The organism is Dinoroseobacter sp. S76, assembly GCF_049801095.1.
Lineage (GTDB): Bacteria > Pseudomonadota > Alphaproteobacteria > Rhodobacterales > Rhodobacteraceae > Dinoroseobacter.
Window position 1 is genome coordinate 149952 of sequence record NZ_JBNAGH010000002.1, and the last position, 21011, is coordinate 170962.

Genomic DNA, 21011 nt, shown 5'->3' on the forward strand with positions numbered 1-21011 from the left:
GTCCTGTCAAACCTGCCCGTAGCGGGCGCGGGCCCAGATCACCGGGTCGGTGGTCTCTTCGTCTGCGATCACCGAGGCGAAACCGGGCTGGGCATAGCAGCGCGCGAGCCAGGCGGTCAGGCTGGGCCAGATCGCGGGATCAATGCGGAACCCGGTGATCTGCGCCCCGCGGAGCCAACTGGCCATGGCGATATCGGCAATGCTGAAGCTGCCCGCAGCGAACTCCGCCTCTCCCAGAAGGCCCGCGATCTCGTCCAGCAAGGGCGGTGCGTCGGTGGTCATGGCCTTGGCCACGACCTCCTCCTTGCCCCGGGGTTTACCGAAATAGAACGGCACGATAATGCGCTGGCCGATCATCATCCCGCCAAAGACCTGCGCCATGCGGCTGTCGGCGAAGCTCTGGATCCGCAAGGCGCGTGCCCGATCGGCAGGCGCGGCGGGGATCAGCGGCGGGTCGGGGGTGATGCTCTCGCTCCAGGCGATGATCTCGGCGCTCTCGGTGATCGGGGCGGCGCCGTCGCCGGGCAGAAGCACCGGCACGGTCCCGGACGGGTTGTGGCGCAAGACCTTCTCCCGCTCCGTATAGGGGACGACCGGGTCGAGCTTGTAGGGGATGCCCTTTGTCTCCAACGCGACGCGCACTTTACGCACGAAGGGCGAGACGGGATATCCGAGCAGCGTGACGGGCATCAATCGGCCCTCTCTGGGAGAGGGCCAGCGACCGAAGGCATGGCCGCAAAGTACTCCCCGGGGGTGCAGCCCAGAGCGTCAGATATGCCGCCCGAACCAGGCGCCGCCCTGAGGTTGCGCGCACGCATCTCAAGCCTCGGCATGGGTCAGCGCCCCGAAATGCTCCGCAATATGGGCATCGAACCGGGCGAAATCCTGCGCGATCTCCGGGTTCTTCATGACGTCATGGGCGGCGAAGGTCGGCAGCGGAGCCATACCAAAGAACTTTGCGTTCAGATGGACGGGTCGCAGCAGGTCATCAATGCGCGCCCCTGCAAAGAACGGCTCGGATGGCGTGTCGAACGCCGCCCTCGGCGCGTTCAGCGTGGCCGAGATCATGTAGCGCGTCCCGCTGAGCGCACCGCCCATGCCGTAATTGGCCTTGGGCGCCTCTTGGCTGCGGCCATCCCCGTGACAGAGCCGCCCATCCATGCCCGCCGTATAGACCTCGTCCATGTACTTCTTGAAGGACCACGGAACCCCCATCCAATTGACCGGGAATTGCAGCAGGATCCGGTCCGCCCATTGATGGTTCGCGATCTCGGCCTCGACGTCATAGCCCTCTGCGATCGTGGTCAAACGCAGGGTATGGCCGGCCCCTTCCAGAGCGTCATTAGCCCGCTGCGCGAAGGCCGCGTTCAGTGCACCGGGGGCAAAAGGATAGGGTTGAGCGCCGTTGAGAATGAAGATCTTGCTCATCTGAAGGTCCTAGCTTGTGTCTCGCGGGTGCCATTGCGCCCGCCGCTTCGGGAGAGGACTTGCGCAAGCAGTGAACCGAAATCAACTAGTATACTTTTGGTAACCTACCTTCCCGGACCCCAAGGACCCGCCACGATCCTAGCGATGCGCCGCTGCCGGGCGGCGAGATCACGCGGGCGCCCTTGGGGGCCCCACCATCACCGACCGCCTTTCACGCCGCCCGAAGGCCGAGGATCGCCCGTGCCTCCTGAACCGTCGCGACGGGCCGCTCATGCTGCGCACAGATCTCGGCGGTGCGCGCCACCAAGGCTGCGTTGGACGGGGCGAGAGTGGTTCGGTCGAGCCGCAGGTTGTCTTCGAGACCCGTGCGCGCATGCCCCCCGGCCGCAATCGCCCAGTCGTTGAGCTCCAGCTGATGCCGTCCGATCCCCGCCGCGCACCAGGGGGCATCGGGGCCAAAGAGACGCGCGACGGTTTCAACATAGAAATCGAACACCGCCTTATCCGCTGGCATGGCGTTCTTCACGCCCATCACGAATTGCACATAAGGCGGGCCGTCGAGGGTGCCCTCATCGACCATGCGTTTGGCCTGCAGGATATGGCTGAGGTCAAAGGCCTCGATCTCGGGCTTCACCCCGTGGGTGCGCATCTCGGCGGCCAGCCAGGCCACTAGGTCCGGCGGGTTCTCATAAACCCGCGTGGGGAAGTTGTTGGACCCCACCGAGAGGGACGCCATATCCGGACGCAGGGGCAGCATGCCGCCCCGGCTCTTGCCCGCGCCGGACCGCCCCCCTGTGGAGAACTGCAGGATCATGCCCGGGCAATGGGTCTCGAGCCCTTCCTTGAGCCGCGCGAATGCCTCGGGGTCCGCGGAGGGCGTCTCGTCAGGATTGCGCACATGGGCGTGGCAGATCGTGGCCCCGGCCTCAAAGGCGGCCTGAGTGCTTTCGACCTGCTCGGCGACGTTGATCGGCACAGCCGGGTTATGGGCCTTTCTGGGCAGGGAGCCGGTGATGGCCACGCAGATGATGCAAGGCTGTCCCATGGTCACACCTGCGCCAGAACGAAGTCGAACTCGATCTCCCAATAGGGCCCGTCAAAGCCCACTTGGGCGGATCGCGCCGGATCTGTCACCTGGCGCAGATCGGCCAGAAGGCTCTCTTTCACGCCGAAGACCGCATCCGTGTTGATATAGGGATCATCGGGATCGAAGATATGGGTGGTGAGCGGGTCAAACCCTTCGGCGGTCACGATGAAATGGAGATGGGCCGGGCGGTTCGGATGCCGTCCGAGATGGCCCAGAAGCTGCCCCACGGGGCCGTCATCGGGGATCGGATAGAAGCGCGGCTTCACCCCCTTGAACCAGTAGCTGCCATCGGCCCCGGTGCGAAACACGCCGCGCAGGTTGAAGTCCGGCTGCAGCCCCTTCTGCTGGACGTCGTAGAACCCGTCATCATTGGTCTGCCAGACATCGATCTTGGCATTGGCGACCGGGTTGCCCTCGGTATCGAGGATCCGCCCGCGCACGACCATGTCCTCGCCCTTCTGGTCGAGACAAATATTGGTGCCCATCGGGTATTCCGGCGCGTCCGGCACATGGAACGGGCCGAGCACGGTGTTCTCCGACGCTCCGCTCGGGCGGCGCGAATTGATCGCATCCACCAGCATGGAAACGCCGAGAATATCGCTCAGCAGGATGAACTCCTGCCGCCAGGCGTCGCATTTATGGCCGGTCTCGGTGAGGAACATGATCGCCTTGAACCATTCCTCCTGGGTGGGTTCGATCTCCTTCACGGCCTCGTGGAGCTTGCGGGTGATGACCTCCATCACCTCCTTGAGGCGTGGATCCTCCGTATTGGCATTGCGACCGGTGACCACCTCGACACTGTCGGCCTCGGTGAAAAACCCTTTTTCATGCGCTTCCATCGGATTTACCCCTCACAATGCCAGGATCTGGGTCAGTACGCGCTTCAGATCCGCCTGCGGATCCGCGCTGAGACTGTCGGCCCGCCAGGCCACGTGGTGGTCCGGGCGCACGAGGATGCAGCCTGAATCCGTGATCTCCCGCGCGCGGGCCCAGTCCCCGGTCAGATCCTCGACCTCCCGCCGCGGCCCCACGAGGTGGCAGCGAATGTCGAGCCCGAGCTCGGCGTTGAGCGCCGCCACGGCCTCCCCCCAGGCCTCGCCGCCGATCCCGGTGAAGAGGGTGAACTTGCCCCGCCCGCTCAGATCGAGCGTGGAGTGCCGCTCGCCGCTCTTGTGATCAAAGAGCCAGACATGAGGCATGCGCGCCCCGGGCCAGGTGGTTGGCTGGTAGTGGAGCTCGGCATCCAGCTCGAAGGCAGGCTCAAGTTGGCCATCGGTCTCGATCGCACCGGAGCTGTAGCGCTGGTTCATCTCGACCCCATGGGCGTCAAACTCGTATTTCTTGAAGGCGATGGCCTCGCGGATCGCCTCCCGCTGTTTTTCCGCATCCGGGGTCGTCTCGCAGCGGGCCTCCAGGTTCTGCTGCATGATCTCGGGCTTCACCCCCTCGGCCATGCCAAGCGCCTCGAAGATCGGGCCGAACTCGGTGATCGACTGATTGGCACGGGTGACAATCTGCTTGGCCACAGGCGCGCGTTCCTCGGAATAGCTGTCCAGAAGGCGCGGCCCCGCCTGCCCCTTCAGTACGGCGGCCAGTTTCCATGCGAGGTTGAAACCATCCTGAATGGAGGTGTTCGACCCCAACCCGTTCGAGGGCGGATGCCGGTGCGCCGCGTCGCCCATGATGAAGACGCGGTCGCTCTGCATATGGGTGGCGTACATGTTGTTGACGGTCCAGGTATTGGCGCTGATCAGCTCGATCTCGAGCTCGGGATCACCGACCAGCTGCCGCGCAACCTCGGTGGCGAGCGCCTCGTCCACCTCCGGCGCGGGCTGGTTGATGTCATAGCCCCAGACGATCAGCCACTCGTTCCAGGGGCGCACCATCCGCACCAGCCCCATGCCGATCCCGCCCACATCCGCGCCGGGCTGCATCACCCAGTAGAGGACCGAAGGCCGATGCGCGACATGTCTGGAGAGATCCGCGCGGAACAGGATGTTCATGGACCCGCCCACGCCCATCTGCCCCTCAAAGGGCAGGTTTTCCTGCTCGGCCACCAGTGAATTGCCACCATCCGCACCGACCAGGTACTTCGAGCGGACGGTGAATTCCTGCCCCGACAACCGATCAAGACAGGTGGTGGTGACCCCTTCGGCATCCTGCGTATGGCGCAGATACTCGACCGACATCCGGGCCTGCGTGCCCCGCCGACACGCGGTGCCAAAGAGGATCGGCTCCATGAAGGTCTGCGGCAGGTCGATCATCTGGCAGGGCGAGGCCAGCTGATGCTCGGCCCGGGAGAGCGGATGCTTGCCCCAGCTCTTCATGCGCCCGATCTCTTCGCCCGCAAGGCTCTCGCAGAAGACATTCTCGCCCATCAGATCCTGATGCGCGCCATGCATATAGGCCTCTTCCTCGACCTCGGGACCCAGATCGCGCAGCACCTCCATGCAGCGCTGATTGGTGATATGGGCGCGCGGCGTGTTGGCCAGCCAGCGATAGCGGTTCACGGCCATGTTCTCGATGCCGTAGCTGGACAGCAATGCGGCGGTTGCGGATCCCGCAGGACCCGTTCCGACGATCATGACATCCGTTGTGAAATCGGCCATGGATTAGCCCTCCCCTTTGGTTTTGGAGCTGCCGACAAGACGGCGCCGAATTGGAAAAAGTTGCAGACCCGTGCGCTCGGAAATCAGCCCCCAGAGGCCGCGCGGCGCAAAGAGCATGACGGCGATGCCGATCAGCCCGAGGATCATGAGATACCAGCTGCCGTAATCGGCCAGCAGGCTCTGGAGCACGAAGAAGACCAGAACGCCGAGGATCGGGCCTTCGATCGTGCCGATGCCCCCGATCACCACGATGAAGATCACATAGGCGGTCCAGTCCGTGACGCTGAAGGCCGCGTCGGGCGAGATCCGTGCCTTTTGCAGATAGATCAACCCTCCGGCCAGCCCGGTCCCGAAGGCGGAGGTGAGAAACACCACCCATTTCATGCGCCCGGCATCGACGCCGACGGATTTCGCGGCCTCGGTGTTGTCGCGCACAGCCGCCAGCGCGAGCCCGCGCTTGGTCCGCAAGAGCCAGTAGATCCCGGCGATGGTCGCCACGGCCAGGGCGAGCGCCAGCCAATAGGCGAGGATGTCCCGGGCCGCGCTGGCGCGCACATCAAAGAGCGACTGGATCGTCTCGACAAAGGCCAGCTCGCGCAGGGCGTCCCTCGGCAAGGAGGTGCCCGTGCCGCCGCCCACCGATTGCCATTGCGCCACTGAAAGCCGCGCGATCTCGGCGATCACCCAGGTTCCGATGGCGAAATAGGCGCCGTGCAGGCGGAAGGCGAAAAAGGCCGTTGGGATGGACATCACGAGTGCCGCACCCCCGGCGAGCAGGATTGCCGCGATGGGATCCACGCCACCGAGGATCACCGCGCCATAAAGCGCGTAGGCCCCGATCCCGACAAAGGCCTGCTGGCCAACCGAGACGAGCCCGCCATAGCCCGCAAGCAGGTTCCAGTATTGCGCCAGAGTCAGCATCGTCAGGATGAAGAACAGATCCTGGATCATGCCCCGCGAGGCAAAAAACGGTGCCGAGATCAGAGCGACCAGAAGCGCTGCGGCGGCCAGACCTGCGATCCCCGAGGCGGGGGTGCGAATGGTGAGGGTATAGGCGGTCTGCATGGATCAGCTCCCCTTCGGAAAGAGCCCGCGCGGGCGGATCAGAAGAACGATGAGAAAGGCCACATGCCCTGCGAGGATCTGCCATTCCGGGTTGATCGCGGCCCCTACGGTCTGGGCGACGCCAATCACGATCCCGCCCAGCAAGGTGCCCCAGAGGCTGCCCAAGCCGCCGATGATCACCGCCTCGAAGGCGTAGATCAGCCGCACGGGCCCGATGGAGGGGTCGAAATTCGCCCGCACCCCGAGATAGAGCGCGGCGATTGTCGTGACCACGAGGGCGAGCCCGGTCGCCGTGGCAAAGACCCGCTCCGGCTTGATGCCCATCAGGCTCGCCGTCACCGCATCATCGGAAGTGGCGCGAAAGGCCCGGCCAATCGCCGTGCGGTAGAAGATGTGGTTGAGCACGAGGATCACCGCGATGGCCGAGCCGAAGGTCAGAAGCGGCAGCACCCCCATGCTGACCGGCCCGACGCTGACCGAGGCGATCTCCAGCGCCCCGACGGAGATCCGCTGGCTGTCCGCGGAAAACCCCTCAAGCAGCCCGTTCTGGATCACTATGGAGAGACCAAAGGTCACCAGAAGCGGTGGCAGGATGTCCTCGCCAAGGGTGCGGTTCAGCACGAGTTTCTGCAGACCCCAGCCCAGCACGAACATCAGCGGTGCCGCGATGATCACTGCGAGAAACGGGCTGAGCCCGAGCGTGCTGACGCAAAGCAGGATGATGTAGGCCCCGAGGATGATGAGATCCCCATGGGCGAGGTTCACAAGGCGCATGATCCCGAAAACGAGGCTCAGCCCCGCCGCAAAGAGCGCATAAAGCCCGCCCAGCAGGACGCCTTGAACAAGGGTGTCGATCCAGATCATGCAACTGCTCCGAAATAGGCCGCTTGAATGTCATCCCGACTGATCTCCGAGGGACGCCCCTCGAGCGTCACGCGGCCTTCCATGACGCAATAGACCCGGTCGGCCACGGCCATGGCCTGCCCGATATCCTGCTCGACCACGATGACGCTGGCGCCGCTCTGCTTGATCTTGGGCAGTGCCGCGTAGATGTCCTTGATCACCACGGGCGCAAGGCCGAGGCTGATCTCGTCGCAGAGCAGCACATCCGGGTTCGACATCAGCGCCCGCCCGATCGCCACCATCTGCTGCTGTCCGCCCGAGAGCGCCGTGCCGGGCGTGTCGCGCCGCTCGCGCAGGATCGGAAAGAGCTCGAAGATGGTCTCGAGGGTCCAGTACCCCTGCCCGTCATGCCCGCCGCCAAGCGCCATGGGGTCCGGCCCGCCGGTGAACCGCGACAGGAAACTGTCGATCCGGTCACCCAGATCGCGCCCGCCCTTGTGCTGCCCGCCGATGATCAGATTTTCCTCGACGCTGAGGGACGGGAAAAGCCTGCGCCCCTCGGGCACCATGGCGATACCGCGTTTCATGATCGTGTCCGCGGGCAGATGGCCGATCTCGACCCCCTTGTGGCGGATTTGCTCGGGCGCGTTGCGCAGCACCCCGGTGATGGACCGCATGAGCGTGGTCTTGCCCGCCCCATTGGCCCCGATGATCGCCACGGTCTCGCCGCGCTCCAGACGGATATCCACGCCGAACAGGGCCTGAAAATCCCCGTAGCGCGCCGTGAGCCCGCATGTCTCCAGCAGTGTCATCAGATGTCGATCCCCAGATAGATTTCCTTGACCGCGCGGCTCTCCATGATCTCGCCGGGATCGCCGATCCCGATGACCCGCCCGAAATCGAGCACCAGGAGCCGCTCCACCACACTGGTCAGCGCATGCAGGACATGCTCGATCCAGATGATCGTGACCCCTTCGGAATGGATGTCGCGAATGGTCTGGACGAGGGATTTGCACTCCGCATCCGTGAGCCCGCCCGCGATCTCGTCGAGCAGCAGGAGCTTCGGCCCCGTGGCCATGGCCCGTGCGAGCTCCAGCCGCTTGCGCTCCAGCAGCGTCAGAGCGCCCGCCTGCGTGTTGGCCCGGGGCATCAGGCCCGTCCGATCCAGCACATCGGCGCAATCCTGCGTCACCGCCGCCTCGGAGGCGCGCCGCCCATGGGTCGCCGCCACCAGAAGGTTCTCGAAGACCGTGAGCTTTTCGAAGGGCTGCGGGATCTGAAAGGACCGGCCTACCCCGCCGAGACAACGCTGCATGGGCGGGGCTTGCGTGACATCCTGCCCATCAAACGCGATGCGTCCCGCATCGGACATCAGGTTGCCGGTGATCAGGTTGAAGAGGGTCGATTTCCCGGCCCCGTTGGGCCCGATGATGCCGAGCGCCTGCCCTTCGGGCACATCGAAGCTGACACCATCGGTCACCTTGAGCGAGCCGAAGCTTTTCGAGACGTTTTCGAGATGTAACATGCTCATGCGAAAGACCTGCCCCGACCAGGGTCGGGATCTCATGTGACGGGAAAGGGTGCGGGCGCGTGGCCCGGCACCGGTTTACGGATCAGAGGAGAGGTTCCATCACCCCGCCGGTCGGAACATCCGGGGCGGTCTGATTGTCAACGATAACAAGGTCATAACCCCCGCCCTCCTTCAGTCGCCACTGGCCGCCCACAAGGGGTGTCTTGGCCACGTTCCGGGCCGCAAAGGGCGGCAGACCGGCCCCGTCCCAGGCGAGTGGTCCGACAATCGTGTCGAGCCGCGTGGCCGCGATGGCCTCGGACACCTCATCCGGGTCCCGGGTGTCGCTGACCCGCCCCATGGCATCGGCGGCCACCTCGAACAGGGCGTGGACAAATCCGATCGGCTGGGTCCAGGGCCGCCCCGTGGCCGCCGTGAATCCCGCCGCCAGATCGCCCGCGCTCATCCCGTTCAGGGAGGAGGCAAACGGGTGCGTCGGCGACCACCAGACCTCCGACGACAGGTTGTGGCCGGTCTCGCCGAGGGCCTCCACAGCCTGCGGGAAGAGGATCGCCTTGCCGATCGAGGCGGCCTTGGGGGCAAAGCCCTGTTGCCGGGCCTGGGTCCAGAAGGTCGTGAAATCCGGCGGAATGACCACACCTGTCACGATCTCCACATTGGCGGCCTTGAAGGCGTTGATCTGCGCCGAGAAGTCATCGGTCAGGTTCTGGTACCGCCCCGGATCGCTCAGCCCGTAGCCTTGCGCGGCGAGCACCGGCGGGAAGCCCACATTCGGATCGCCCCAGGCATTGCCATCGCCATCATTGGGAAACAGCCCGCCCACGGATTTGTTGGTCTCCAGCTGGGCCCACATATTGGTGAAGACCGCGATCACATCCTCCAGCCCCCAGAAGAAGTGATAGGCGTAGTTGAAGGGCTGCCAGCTCTCGGGATTGCCGGGATTGCCCTGCTGCCCGATGAACCAGGGTTGCCAGGGCGCCACGGTCGAGATGCAGGGGATCTCCTCATTCTCGCAGGTGGTGGTGACCGGGTTCGTGGTCTCGGGCGTCGAGGCCACGAGCATCAGGTCGATCTCGTCATCCACGATCAGCTCCTGCGCCACTTCGGCGGCGCGGTTCGGGTTGGACTGGCTGTCCTTGACGATCACTTCGAAGTTCGCTCCGGCCTCGCTCGCTGCGAACCCGTCGAGGATGAAAGGATCGGCCTCGGCAAAGGCCGCCAACGGCCCCGATTGCGGCGTCACATAGCCGATCTTGATCTTGGCGCCCCGTGCGATGGCCGGCGCGGCCAGGCCACCCATGGCCAGCGCGGCCCCCGAAGCGGCGGTCGAGGTCAGCAGGGTCCTCCGTGAAATCATGTGAAATCCTCCCAGAATTCTGTGTGTTATGTGTTTGGCGCATGGCCGTGGAACGCGGCCTCCAGCAGCGCGTGCAGGCCCGCTTGCGTCAGCGGTGCCGGGTTCCAATAGGCGTTCTGCGTCGCGATTTCGGCCGCGGCACCCAGATCCGCCTCGGCAAGACCCAGATCCGCAAGCCGCGTGGGCGCGCCCATCCGCGTGGCGAACGCGTGCAGGCCCGCTCCCGCGCTCTCGGCTCCGAACAGCGCGGCCATGGGGGCCAGTTCCGCCGCTGCAGCCTGGGCGTTATAGGCGATGGCATGGGGCAGGATGACCGCATGGGTCTCCGCATGGGGCAGATCGAAGGACCCGCCCAGCGTGTGGCAAAGCTTGTGGTGCAGGGCCATGCCCACCTGCCCCAAAACCGTCCCGCAGAGCCAGGCGCCATAGAGCGTCTCGCCCCGCGCATCGAGATCAGCGGGATCCTCCAGAACCCGGGGCAGAGCCGTCACAAGGGCGCGCACCCCCTCGAGCGCCAGCGCGGTCGAAAGCGGGTTGCGATCCTGCGCATATAGCCCCTCCGCCGCATGGGCGATGGCATTGAGCGCGCTGGTGACGGTCATCGGCACCGGCAGGCTCGCCACCAGTTCTGCATCATAGAGGATCACCTCGGGCTGCACCTTCGGGTCCTTCAGGGTCGTCTTTCGCCCCGCCTCGGTTTGACCCAGGATCGGCGTGGCCTCGCTGCCGGCATAGGTCGTGGGCACCACGATCTGCGGCAGGTCCGTGCGATAGGCGATGGCCTTGGCGAGCCCCGTGGTGGAGCCCCCGCCCACGGCCACAAGGCAATCGATCCGCGCCTCCGCCACCTGCCGGAGCGCCTCTTCGGTCACCGAGACCGGCGTGTGCATCCGGGCGCCGGTGAAGACGCCGGCGGCCCGCGCGCCAATCCGCTCGGCAAAGGCGAGCGCGGTCTCGGATTGCTGCGGCGTGGACAGGATCAGGGCGCGCTTTGCGCCGATCCGGGCAATCTCTGCGCCGAGCTCATGGCGCACGCCGGGCCCGAACCGCACCCGGACCTGAGCACTATTGGCGACAAATTCGCGCTGAAAGAAAGACATCGACGCTCCCCACCTCCTTGCGTGACGACAGGGGTAGCAGAGCCCGTTTTCGAATTTGATCGAATTACAGACAGACTATATAACTCAAAGTTATGAAGATTGATCCCCGCCATCTGGAGATCCTCGCGGCCATTGTGGACCATGGCGGTCTGACCGAAGGCGCCGAGGCGCTCGGCAAGTCCCAGCCCTCGATCTCGCGCACGGTCTCGCAGCTCGAAAGCCGGATCGGCGCGCCGCTCTTTCATCCGGGACGCCGCCCCCTGAAGCCCACGGATCTCGGCATGTCCCTCGCCGTTCTGGGCCGGGCCGTGCGCGAGGCCACGCGCACCGCAGGACAGGAGGTTGATCGCTTTCGCACCGGGCATACGGGCTTTGTCCGCGTGGGCGGAACGCCGGTCTTCATGGACGGGGTGATCGCCGCCCTGATCGCCCGGTTTCAACAGCACATGCCCGACGTGCTGGTGGAGCAGAGCTATGGCTATGCCGACGCGCTGATCGAGCGGCTGCGCAATGGCACGCTCGATCTGGCCATTGTCCCGCTGCAGCAGGGACAGGTGCCCGATGACTTGCGGTTTCAGCCGATCCTCTCCGGTCAGAACGTGATCGCCTGCCGGACCGGGCATCCGCTTCTGCGCAAGAAATCCGTGACGCTGCCGGATATCTCGCAATACGCCTGGATCGCGCCGCCCACGGACAGCCCGCTCTACCGCGATCTGCAGCGCGCGCTCGCCCGGATCGGGGCCAAGGATTTTCGGATCAATTTCTCCGGCGGCTCGCTGGCCTCGGTGGTGAGCGTGCTGGCCGGGTCCGACAACCTGACGGTGCTGCCCTATTCTGTGGTGTTCGAGATGAAGGCCCAGAACCAGATTTCAGCCCTGCCGCTGGAAATCGGCCATCCGGACCGGATGCTCGGGGTGCTGTCCAATGAAGCAGCGATCCGGAACCCGGCCGCCGACCGGTTCAAGGCCTTTGTCGTGTCGCAATTCGAGAACCTGTCAAAACGGATCAGCCAGCACCGGCAGGATCAGCTCTGGCGCTAGGGGGCCTTAGCTCAGAAATCGAACCCGCCCATATCGGCAAGAAACGCCTCGAAGAAATCCGCGAAAGTCGCCACCAAAGGGGGCAGCGCCTCGTAGGGCGGATAGTAGAGCGACAGCCAGAGCGGCGGCAAAGACCAATCCGGCAGCACCTCTTCCACGCGCCCCTCCGCCAGCCCCTGCCCCATATGGAACTCCGGCAGCACCACGATGCCGAGCCCGGCCTGAGCCAGCTCAAAGAGCAGATCGCCATTGTTGCTATGCACCCTGGCACCGGTCGCAACCGGTCGCTTCAGCGCGCCTTTTTCGAAGTTCCAGACCTCCGGCACATCCTCCTCGCCATAGGAGAGGCAAATCTGCGGGTCGAGATCCTCGGGCGTGCGCGGTCTGGGATAGCGCTCGAACAAGGCCGGGGCCGCGACGGCGCGCACCGGGACCTTGCAGAGCTTGCGCCAGATTGTTGATTTATCCACCGGGGGTGCGGAGACCCGGATGGCCAGATCGCAGCTTTCCGATACGATATCCACCAGCTGATCCGTGAGGCGCATGTTCAGGTCGATATTGGGATAGGCCATGCGGAAACTGTCGATCAGACGCGGCAGAACGCGCAGCCCGAGGGACATGGGCGCATTGACCGACAGACGGCCGCGATGGGGCTGCATCTCACGCTCCAGATCCCGCTCCACCCGGTCGAACGCCTCCAGCAAGGGGCGATAGCGCGCCGCCACCAGCGCGCCGGTGGAAGTCAGGCCCACCTGACGGGTCGTGCGAACCAGCAGCTGATGACCGAACTCCTCCTCAAGCTTGGCGATGATGCGGGTGACCGAGGCCGGTGTGATGCGCAGCGCCTTGGCGGCGGCGGCGAAGCTTTCGAGCCGGGCCACCTCGAGGAATACGCGAATGGGTTTGAGATCCTGCATGGGGTCACCATTATCTCTGGTGCAATAATATATGCAAATTCATTTCCATAGTCATGCACAATGCCAGGCCCTAGCTCTGGGACAACGCACCAGAACACATCAGGAGCCAGAGAGTGGAAAAGCTGATCCAAGGGTTGCATCACGTCACATCGATGGCGGCGGATGCCAATGAAAACAACCGGTTCTTCACCAACTCGCTTGGGCTGCGCCGGGTCAAGAAGACGGTGAATTTCGACGCGCCGGAGGTCTATCACCTCTATTATGGCGACGCCCAGGGCACGCCCGGCTCGGTCATGACCTATTTCCCCTTTGGCAACATGCCCAAGGGCCAGCGCGGCGTGGGCGAGGTCGGCGTGACCGAATTCGCGGTGCCCAAGGGCGCGCTGCCTTTCTGGCGCGACTACCTTGAGAAACAGCAGGTCACCGGCCTCACATCCGACAGTTTCCTCGGCGAAGCGCGCCTTGCCTTTGACGGCCCCGATGGAGACGGGTTTGCCCTTGTCGAGGCCGAACCCGAAGGCCGCGCCGCCTGGACCGCTGCAGGGATCGGCTCCGGCGAGGGGATCCTCGGCTTTCACGGGGCGCGCTTCCGGCTGCGGGATGCGGCGGCGACCGGCGAGCTTCTGGAATTCATGGGCTATGAAAAAGAGGCCAGCGCAGGCGCGGTCACCCGCTACCGCATCGAGGGCGGCAATGCGGCGCGAACCATCGATCTCGAAGAATTGCCCGGCGCGCAGCACGCCCATCAGGGAGCGGGCTCGGTCCACCACATCGCTTTCGCGGTCGAGGATCGCGCGGCACAACTCAAGGTGCGCGAGGCGCTGATGGCCACGGGGTATCAGGTCACGCCCGTGATCGACCGGGACTATTTCTGGGCGATCTATTTCCGCACGCCCGGCGGGGTTCTCTTCGAGATTGCCACCAACGAGCCGGGCTTTGACCGGGACGAGGACACGGCCCATCTGGGCGAGGCCCTCAAGCTGCCGGAGCGCTACCGCCCCTACCGCGCGCAAATCGAAAAGCGCCTCCCCGAGATTGCCTGAGGAGAGCGCGCCATGACCATGCTCGCCTATCACGCCCGCACCAAGCCGCCGGAAGGCGCGGCCCCGCTGATCTTCGCCTTCCATGGAACCGGCGGCGACGAACATCAGTTCTTCGCCTTCGCCCAGGAGCTTGTGCCCGGCGCGGGCGTGGTCTCGCCCCGGGGCGATGTCTCCGAAGGCCTCGCGGCGCGGTTTTTTCGCCGGACCGCCGAGGGGGTCTATGACATGGCCGATCTCGCCCGAGCGACAGAGAGGATGGCCGGCTTCATTGCCGCCTGGAAAGCCGAGCACCCGGACCGACCGGTCTATGGTTTTGGCTACTCCAACGGCGCGAACATCCTCGCCTCGGTTGTGATGCGGCACCCCGAGCTCTTTGACCGGGTCGGGCTTCTGCATCCGCTGATCCCCTGGGAGCCGGACCCGGCCCCGGGGCTCGCCGGAACTCGCGTCTTGATCACTGCAGGCCATCGCGATCCGATCTGCCCCTGGCCGATGACGGAGCGGCTGGAGACCTGGATGCGGCAGCAGGGGGCGGATCTGCGCCTTGTGGCCCATGAGGGCGGGCATGAGCTGCGCCGCGAGGAAGCGCTGGCGCTGGCCGCGCTTTTCGAAACCCGCCCGGATGCGGAGGCCGCATGAGCTGGACACCGTACCTGCTGTCACTCGGGGTCGGCATCGCCGTGGGCGTGATCTATGGGCTGGTCTCCGTCCGCTCGCCCGCTCCGCCGATCATCGCATTGCTCGGTCTGCTAGGCATGCTGGCGGGCGAGGCCGCGGTCCAGTGGATCAAGGGCCATGCCCAGCCCATCGCCCATGCGCTGCACCTCAAATCCTTTGAAATCCCGGAGCGCCCCGAGGACGGGCCCAGCGACAAAAGCTGAGCGTCCCGTACCGATCACAAACCCTCACCCCGGATCCGCAGAACCACCCGAGCAAAACAAGCCACCGCTCCCGTTCACCCCAAGACCCGTTCCCCTGACAAGAAGGAGACCCCCATGTCCAAACTCGACGTCCTGACACCGCAGAACAGTCAGATCATCTTTATCGATCACCAGCCGCAAATGGCCTTTGGCGTGCAATCCATCGACCGCCAGACGCTCAAGAACAACACGGTGGGCCTCGCCAAGGCGGCCAGGATCTTTGACATCCCGACCGTGATCACCACCGTCGAAACCGAGAGCTTTTCCGGGCACACCTATCCCGAACTTCTGGATGTGCAGCCTGACGCACCGCTGCTGGAGCGCAGCTCCATGAACTCCTGGGACGACCAGAAGGTCCGGGATGCGCTGGCCAAGGGCGCCGCAGAAGGGCGCAAGAAGATAGTGGTCTCGGGTCTCTGGACCGAGGTCTGCAACCTGACCTTCGCCCTGAGCTGTCTCGCGGATACGGATTACGAGATCTACATGGTGGCCGATGCCTCCGGCGGCACCTCCGAAGACGCCCATAAATACGCCATGGACCGCATGGTGCAGGCCGGGGTGATCCCCGTGACATGGCAGCAGGTTCTGCTCGAATGGCAGCGCGACTGGGCCCGGAAGGAGACCTATGACGCGGTCATCGCTCTGGTGCAGGAGCATTCCGGCGCCTACGGCATGGGCGTGGATTACGCCTATACCATGGTCCACAAGGCCCCGTCCCGCACCGCCCATAGCGGCGAGACCCTCGCCCCGATTGCCGCAGAATAGCGGATCGCCCGCGCCGTCCGGAAACGCCCGGGCGGCGCGGCCCTCTCCCCCAGACACAACCCGCACGGGTCCCTGACCCATAGGAGCGCCTCATGACCACTGCCGACCTGATCCTGACCCATGGCAAAGTTACCACCATGGACCCGGAGCATCCCGAGGCCAGCGCCATCGCGGTCAAGGACGGCCTGATCCTCGCCGTCGGGACGGAGGCCGAGATCCGCGCTCATAAGGGGCCCGAGACCAAGATGATCGATGCGGGCGGCCAGCGCGTCATCCCGGGCCTGATCGACAGCCACACCCATATCATCCGCCAGGGCAACAATTTCGCCATGGAACTGCGCTGGGACCATGTGCCGTCCCTTGCGGATGGGCTGCGCATGCTCAAGGCGCAAGCGCAGCGCACCCCGGTGGGGCAATGGATCCGCGTGGTGGGCGGCTGGTCCGCCGATCAGTTCGCCGAGCGGCGCCTGCCCACGATCGACGAGATCAACGCCGTCGCCCCCGAGGTGCCGGTCTATGTCCTGCATCTTTATGACCGCGCCTGGCTGAACAAGGCGGCCCTGCGCGCCCTCGGGATCGACGGCCACTACTACGAGCCCTTCGTGTCCGGTCGTCTGGAACGGGATGATCAGGGCAATCCCACAGGGCTGGCGCTCGCGCGGCCCAATGCGCAGCCGCTCTACGCCTTGCTCGACATGGCGCCGAAGCTCGATTTCGAGCAGCAGATCACCTCGACCAAGCACTATTTCCGCGCCCTGAACGGGCTGGGCCTGACTTCGGCCCTCGATTGCGCGGGCGGGTTTCTGAACTACCCGGACGATTACGGCGTGATCTCGGCCCTGAACACCCGCGGCGAGCAGACCGTGCGCATCGGCTATCAGCTCTTTGCCCAACGCCCGGGGCTGGAGCTCGACGACTTCAAGGCCTGGCATGACCTCGTGAAGCCCGATGAAGGCGACGACTATCTCAAATGCGTGGGCGCGGGCGAAATGCTCGTTGCCTCCGCTTACGATTTCGAGGATTTCTCCTATCCCCGCCCGACCCTTGCCAAGCGGATGGAGAGCGACCTCCGCCCCGTGCTCGAGTTTCTTTTCGAGAACCGGTGGCCGATCCGCTTCCACTGCACCTATGAGGAAAGCGCCCATCGCCTGCTGAGCCTCGTCGAAGAGGTCGGACAGGGCCAGGGCCTCGAGGAGCTCAATTGGATCTTCGACCATGGCGAGACGATCTCGACCGAGACCATGGACTGGGTCGCGCGGCTCGGCGGCGGGATCAGTTATCAGAACCGGATCGCCTTCCAGACCCGTGCCTATGAGACCCGCTACGGCACCGACGCCCTGCGCGAGGTGATGCCCGTGAAGAAGATGATGGCCTCGGGCGTCCCGCTGGCGGCGGGTACGGATGCGACGCGGGTGTCCTCCTACAACCCGTGGCTGGCCATCCATTGGGCGGTCTCGGGCAAGGGGCGCGGCGGCGATGTGATCTGGGATCCCCAGAACCGGATCGACCGCCATGACGCCCTGCGCCACTGGACGGCAGAGGGCGCATGGTTCAGCCGCGAGCAAGGCAAGAAGGGTCAGATCAAGCCCGGGCAATTCGCGGATTTCGCCGTGCTCGACCGGGACTATTTCACCGTCGCGGAAGATGACATCATCAATATCGAGGCGGATCTGACGCTGCTGGGCGGCAAGATCGTCTTTGCCAAGGACGCGTTTTCCGATCTAGCCCCTCCGCCGCTCGATGCCCTGCCCGACTGGTCGCCGCTGCCGGTCTTCGGCGCGCCGGGGGCCGCCCCGCGCCCCGGGCTTTGATCGCGCTTCAAGAGCACGCCAGAAGGACACGTCACATGCCAGATTTCCAGATCCGCCGCGACTTGCAGGGCACAAAGGGCCGCTATCTCGCCCAGGCCGAGGGTGTCGACGGGGTCGCGCAGATGGTCTTCACCCAACGCACGGCGACCGAGTTCAGCGTGGATCACACCGAGGTCCCCGAGAGCATGCGCGGCATGGGGGTGGCAAACCTGCTGGCCGCGCGAGTGATCGCCGATGCCCGGGCCGTCGGCCACAAGATCGTGCCGATCTGTCCGTTCTTTCGCAGCTATGTGGCCCGCCACAAGGAGGAGACGGCCGATGTCATCGCCGCCTAAACCCGGGGCTTTCGCGCCCTTTGGTCATCGCGCCTTCGCGCTGCTCTGGACGGCCACGCTGATCTCGAATATCGGCACCTGGATGCATGATGTCGGGGCGGGCTGGCTGATGACAACCCTGAACCCGAGCCCCTCGGTGGTCACACTGGTGCAGGCGGCCACCACCCTGCCCGTCTTTCTCTTTGCCCTTCTGGCCGGCGCGCTGGCCGACCGGTTGGACAAGCGCCGGATGCTGATCCTCATCAATATCGCGCTGACGGCGGTGATCACGGTGCTGACCATACTGGTCTGGCAGGAGCGCATGACGCCGACCCTGCTGGTGCTCTTCACCCTTGTGATCGGAACCGGCGCTGCCTTCATGGCCCCCGCCTGGCAAGCCGTGGTGCCCCAGCTTGTGCCGCGCGACACGCTGAAACCCGCCATCGCCCTGAATTCCATGGGGATCAATATCAGCCGCGCCATCGGCCCCGCCCTGGCCGGCATCCTGATCGCCACCGTGGGTCTGGCAGCGCCCTTTGCGCTCAATGCGATCAGCCATCTGGCGATCATCCTGGCCCTCGTGCTCTGGCGACCGGAGCCACGCCCCGCGCCGGCTTATCACGGCCCCATCCTGTCGGAGATGGCCACAGGGCTGCGCCATGTGCGTCACAACCCGCCCATGGTCGCAACCTTGGTGCGCGCCTTGGCCTTCTTCCTCTTTGCGTCGGCCTACTGGTCCCTGCTGCCTCTGATTGCGCGGGGCGCTGAGGGTGGCGGCTCCCAGCTTTATGGGGCGCTCATGGCCCTGATCGGCACCGGGGCGGTGACCGGCGCGCTGCTCCTGCCGCGGCTTGGCGGGCGGCTCACCTCGGATCAGACGGTGCAGGCAGGGACGATCGGGACGGCCCTGGCACTCCTGATCCTCGCCCTGTCCGCGAGCCCGGCGGTCCTGATGATCGCGGCCTTTCTCGGGGGACTGAGCTGGATCGCCGTGCTGACCTCCTTCAACGTGTCGGCGCAAATGGCCCTGCCGGATTGGGTGCGCGCCCGGGGGCTTGCCGTGTTTCTCATGGTGTTCTTCGGCTCCATGGCGTTCGGCTCCGTCATCTGGGGCCAGATCGCCCATGCAACCGCCGTGCCAGCCGCCTTGCTGATCGCGGCCGCCGGTCTGGGGCTCGGTCTGCTCGCAACGCGGGGCTTCAAGGTCGGTCAGGGAGAAGCCCTCGACCTCTCTCCCGCTTCCGCCTGGCCCGAGGCCCCTGCCCTCGATGGCCCGGCAATCGCCGCGCAGCCCGCCATGGTCACGGTCGAATACCAGATCGCCGAAGAGGATCGCGCCGCCTTCCTCGCAGCCATGACCGGTTTCGCCAAGGAGAGGTATCGCGACGGCGCCACGGCCTGGCATCTGCACCAGAATGTGGAGCAAGCCGGGCTCTGGATCGAGAGCTTCCACCTGCCCAGCTGGGCCGAGCATCTCGAGCAGCATAAACGGGTGACCCAACACGACGCGGACCTTCAGGCAACAGTCCGAGCCTTCGACCAACGCGACACCGGCCCGGTCGTACGCCACTACATCGCGCCCGGTTCGGGCCCATAGCGCCCCGGCCCTTTACAACCAGAGGCGCTTTCCAATGAATCCATTGCTTCTGGACCAGAGAAGCAGAGCCTCCCTGTGTCAAAGACCGCCGTTCCTCCGCTCTCAAGCGCGTATCTGTGAGGCAGGGCGCGCCGAGCTCTGCACAGCAGGCCGCTAGAATGCTCCGCTCAGGTCTTGCGGTCAAAGACAAGAGGCCGCCGTGTTCCTTTCGAGGCAGGAGCATAGGAACCGCACTATCACAGAGTCTATCTCCTCTCGGCGACAGAAATCCTCACAGCCGTGAAGCCCCGCCCCCCAATGACGGTCTGACAACTCAAGTGACAAAGCTGTTTACGTTAGCTGCAGCCTCAACTCACGATGGAAAAAGGAACGGTTTGGCAGAACGCTGAGCCACGACCATCAATTGCATCAAAAATCTCAAGATATGTTCCCGGTACGTCTAAAGAGAACGATTGCAGGAGCGTTTAGGCCTGTACCTATTCAAGCCCTTTCACCCGATCACCTATTTCTCCATTTGATGATCGTTTCTTTTGAATCTCCTTATCCTCATGAATAAGTCGATTGGAAAAATAATCAAAAGAGCAGCAGAGTTCATAATCACAGGAAGGCGATACCGGCTTTGCAAGTAAGTTGGGTGTTCCAGATACTCAAGTATTGGCGCTGCAAGCACCACCACCAAAACCAGCAGATAAATAACGATGACCCTAACTAGGCCATTCTCACGGACAAGAGCGCTATAATAGGCAGAGACAAGCGCCCATCCTGTGTCTTTTGCCATTTCCAGACCCCTTTCTCGCTGACAAGCGCACTCTTCAAAACACGGTAGATGTGCTTGAAGTATCGCACAATGCGAAGAAGACTCAAACCAACCCAGAGAGTTGGCGTGCCCAACACTATGCAAAGAAGCCTGCACTTGGCGGTCAAAGAATTGCGCGTTGTGCCAAGCAATGACCAGCATGTGCCAGGCAACAAGTAAAGATACAGCCTATAGCATTGCGAGAATGCAAGAAGAGAGAACTATTTCTTAGATCGATAGGTTTCAACGAGCGTAGATACCTACCGCGCAGCATTAGGCTGTTCTTTGGAATTCTGAAGGTGGCCAGAAAAGAGATGGCGCCTCATTGTTCAATCAGCACTGGGTTTGCAGCCATTCTGCTCCTTGGCCCGGAGCGACCTCCGAACACTCCACAGAGAAGCCCCACAGGCGACGGCACCTCATCGCGTGGGCTCGCAAGCTAAGTTACCTGCAGAACTCGTTCTCTTGATCAAGTTCCAGCAACCATCCCAACTCTGCGCTTGCTCAGAGTGACCAAAGACCATGTCCTTTGCCATAACCGATGTAAGCGCTGAGGGTCTTTGCATTCACAGCAATTCCAAAGGGCAGCGAAAGCAACGGTAGGGCTCGAGGCTCACCGGCGAACCAGTGTCTACTCGATCAACCGTCAGACCTATACGTGCCTTGGTACCCGAGGTCGGACTCGAACCGACAAGATGTTGCCATCGGGGGATTTTGAATCCCCTGCGTCTACCAATTCCGCCACTCGGGCACGGTGCTTCTGCTACCGCTCCCGGCGAACGACGTCC

General features: G+C 64.2%; 21 protein-coding genes and 1 tRNA gene. 8 read left to right on the forward strand and 14 right to left on the reverse strand.

Annotated elements, in window-relative coordinates:
- Window positions 1-6 precede the first annotated feature (6 nt).
- The 11 genes from ACP153_RS06495 to ACP153_RS06545 form a co-directional block, all read right to left on the reverse strand.
- Window positions 7-690, reverse strand: coding sequence for a glutathione S-transferase family protein (locus tag ACP153_RS06495; protein WP_424970168.1), 684 nt, complete (start codon window positions 688-690; stop codon window positions 7-9).
- A gap of 129 nt (window positions 691-819) precedes the next feature.
- The gene (locus ACP153_RS06500; protein ID WP_424970169.1) at window positions 820-1428 is read right to left on the reverse strand and encodes an NAD(P)H-dependent oxidoreductase; all 609 of its coding nucleotides are present in this window, start codon (window positions 1426-1428) and stop codon (window positions 820-822) included.
- Window positions 1429-1639: 211 nt separating this feature from the next.
- Complete coding sequence (locus tag ACP153_RS06505) at window positions 1640-2473, reverse strand: 3-keto-5-aminohexanoate cleavage protein (protein WP_424970170.1); 834 nt, start codon at window positions 2471-2473, stop codon at window positions 1640-1642.
- A 2-nt stretch (window positions 2474-2475) separates the two neighbouring features.
- Window positions 2476-3354 (reverse strand): intradiol ring-cleavage dioxygenase, encoded by an 879-nt coding sequence (locus ACP153_RS06510; protein ID WP_424970171.1) that lies wholly within the window; start codon window positions 3352-3354, stop codon window positions 2476-2478.
- 12 nt (window positions 3355-3366) lie between these two features.
- Window positions 3367-5124: an FAD-dependent oxidoreductase gene (locus ACP153_RS06515; protein WP_424970172.1), complete on the reverse strand. Its 1758-nt coding sequence runs from the start codon at window positions 5122-5124 to the stop codon at window positions 3367-3369.
- A gap of 3 nt (window positions 5125-5127) precedes the next feature.
- On the reverse strand, window positions 5128-6189 hold the full coding sequence (locus tag ACP153_RS06520) for a branched-chain amino acid ABC transporter permease (protein ID WP_424970173.1): 1062 nt from the start codon (window positions 6187-6189) through the stop codon (window positions 5128-5130).
- A gap of 3 nt (window positions 6190-6192) precedes the next feature.
- Complete coding sequence (locus ACP153_RS06525; protein WP_424970174.1) at window positions 6193-7053, reverse strand: branched-chain amino acid ABC transporter permease; 861 nt, start codon at window positions 7051-7053, stop codon at window positions 6193-6195.
- The gene (locus ACP153_RS06530) at window positions 7050-7844 is read right to left on the reverse strand and encodes an ABC transporter ATP-binding protein (RefSeq protein WP_424970175.1); all 795 of its coding nucleotides are present in this window, start codon (window positions 7842-7844) and stop codon (window positions 7050-7052) included. Before ACP153_RS06530 ends, ACP153_RS06525 begins: the two co-directional genes overlap by 4 nt.
- Entirely contained in the window at window positions 7844-8563 is a 720-nt protein-coding gene (locus ACP153_RS06535) for an ABC transporter ATP-binding protein (RefSeq protein ID WP_424970176.1), read from the reverse strand. Before ACP153_RS06535 ends, ACP153_RS06530 begins: the two co-directional genes overlap by 1 nt.
- An 82-nt stretch (window positions 8564-8645) precedes the next feature.
- On the reverse strand, window positions 8646-9920 hold the full coding sequence (locus ACP153_RS06540) for an ABC transporter substrate-binding protein (RefSeq protein WP_424970177.1): 1275 nt from the start codon (window positions 9918-9920) through the stop codon (window positions 8646-8648).
- Between the two features lie 26 nt (window positions 9921-9946).
- Entirely contained in the window at window positions 9947-11020 is a 1074-nt protein-coding gene (locus ACP153_RS06545; RefSeq protein ID WP_424970178.1) for a maleylacetate reductase, read from the reverse strand.
- Window positions 11021-11112: 92 nt separating this feature from the next.
- On the opposite strand from ACP153_RS06545, the gene ACP153_RS06550 reads away from it, so the two are divergent.
- The gene (locus ACP153_RS06550) at window positions 11113-12060 is read left to right on the forward strand and encodes a LysR family transcriptional regulator (protein WP_424970179.1); all 948 of its coding nucleotides are present in this window, start codon (window positions 11113-11115) and stop codon (window positions 12058-12060) included.
- An 11-nt stretch (window positions 12061-12071) separates the two neighbouring features.
- Here the strand turns inward: ACP153_RS06550 and ACP153_RS06555 are convergent, their stop codons facing one another.
- Entirely contained in the window at window positions 12072-12977 is a 906-nt protein-coding gene (locus ACP153_RS06555; protein ID WP_424970180.1) for a LysR family transcriptional regulator, read from the reverse strand.
- 152 nt (window positions 12978-13129) lie between these two features.
- Here ACP153_RS06555 and ACP153_RS06560 point away from each other — a divergent pair, with 152 nt between their 5' ends.
- The 7 genes from ACP153_RS06560 to ACP153_RS06590 all read left to right on the forward strand — a co-directional run bounded on the left by ACP153_RS06560 (window position 13130) and on the right by ACP153_RS06590 (window position 19427).
- On the forward strand, window positions 13130-14020 hold the full coding sequence (locus ACP153_RS06560) for a ring-cleaving dioxygenase (RefSeq protein ID WP_424970760.1): 891 nt from the start codon (window positions 13130-13132) through the stop codon (window positions 14018-14020).
- Between the two features lie 12 nt (window positions 14021-14032).
- Window positions 14033-14659 carry an alpha/beta hydrolase gene (locus ACP153_RS06565; protein WP_424970181.1) on the forward strand — a complete coding sequence of 209 codons (627 nt, stop codon included), beginning with the start codon at window positions 14033-14035 and terminating at the stop codon, window positions 14657-14659.
- Window positions 14656-14901, forward strand: coding sequence for a DUF1427 family protein (locus ACP153_RS06570; protein ID WP_424970182.1), 246 nt, complete (start codon window positions 14656-14658; stop codon window positions 14899-14901). Before ACP153_RS06565 ends, ACP153_RS06570 begins: the two co-directional genes overlap by 4 nt.
- A 114-nt stretch (window positions 14902-15015) precedes the next feature.
- Window positions 15016-15705 carry a hydrolase gene (locus tag ACP153_RS06575; RefSeq protein ID WP_424970183.1) on the forward strand — a complete coding sequence of 230 codons (690 nt, stop codon included), beginning with the start codon at window positions 15016-15018 and terminating at the stop codon, window positions 15703-15705.
- A gap of 92 nt (window positions 15706-15797) precedes the next feature.
- Complete coding sequence (locus ACP153_RS06580; protein ID WP_424970184.1) at window positions 15798-17516, forward strand: amidohydrolase; 1719 nt, start codon at window positions 15798-15800, stop codon at window positions 17514-17516.
- A gap of 35 nt (window positions 17517-17551) precedes the next feature.
- A complete protein-coding gene (locus ACP153_RS06585; RefSeq protein ID WP_424970185.1) occupies window positions 17552-17851 on the forward strand; it encodes a GNAT family N-acetyltransferase in 300 nt (99 codons plus the stop codon).
- A complete protein-coding gene (locus ACP153_RS06590; RefSeq protein WP_424970186.1) occupies window positions 17835-19427 on the forward strand; it encodes an MFS transporter in 1593 nt (530 codons plus the stop codon). Before ACP153_RS06585 ends, ACP153_RS06590 begins: the two co-directional genes overlap by 17 nt.
- A 502-nt stretch (window positions 19428-19929) precedes the next feature.
- Here the strand turns inward: ACP153_RS06590 and ACP153_RS06595 are convergent.
- Complete coding sequence (locus tag ACP153_RS06595; protein WP_424970187.1) at window positions 19930-20385, reverse strand: hypothetical protein; 456 nt, start codon at window positions 20383-20385, stop codon at window positions 19930-19932.
- Window positions 20386-20887: 502 nt separating this feature from the next.
- A tRNA-Leu gene (locus ACP153_RS06600) sits at window positions 20888-20974 on the reverse strand.
- Between the last annotated feature and the right edge of the window lie 37 nt (window positions 20975-21011).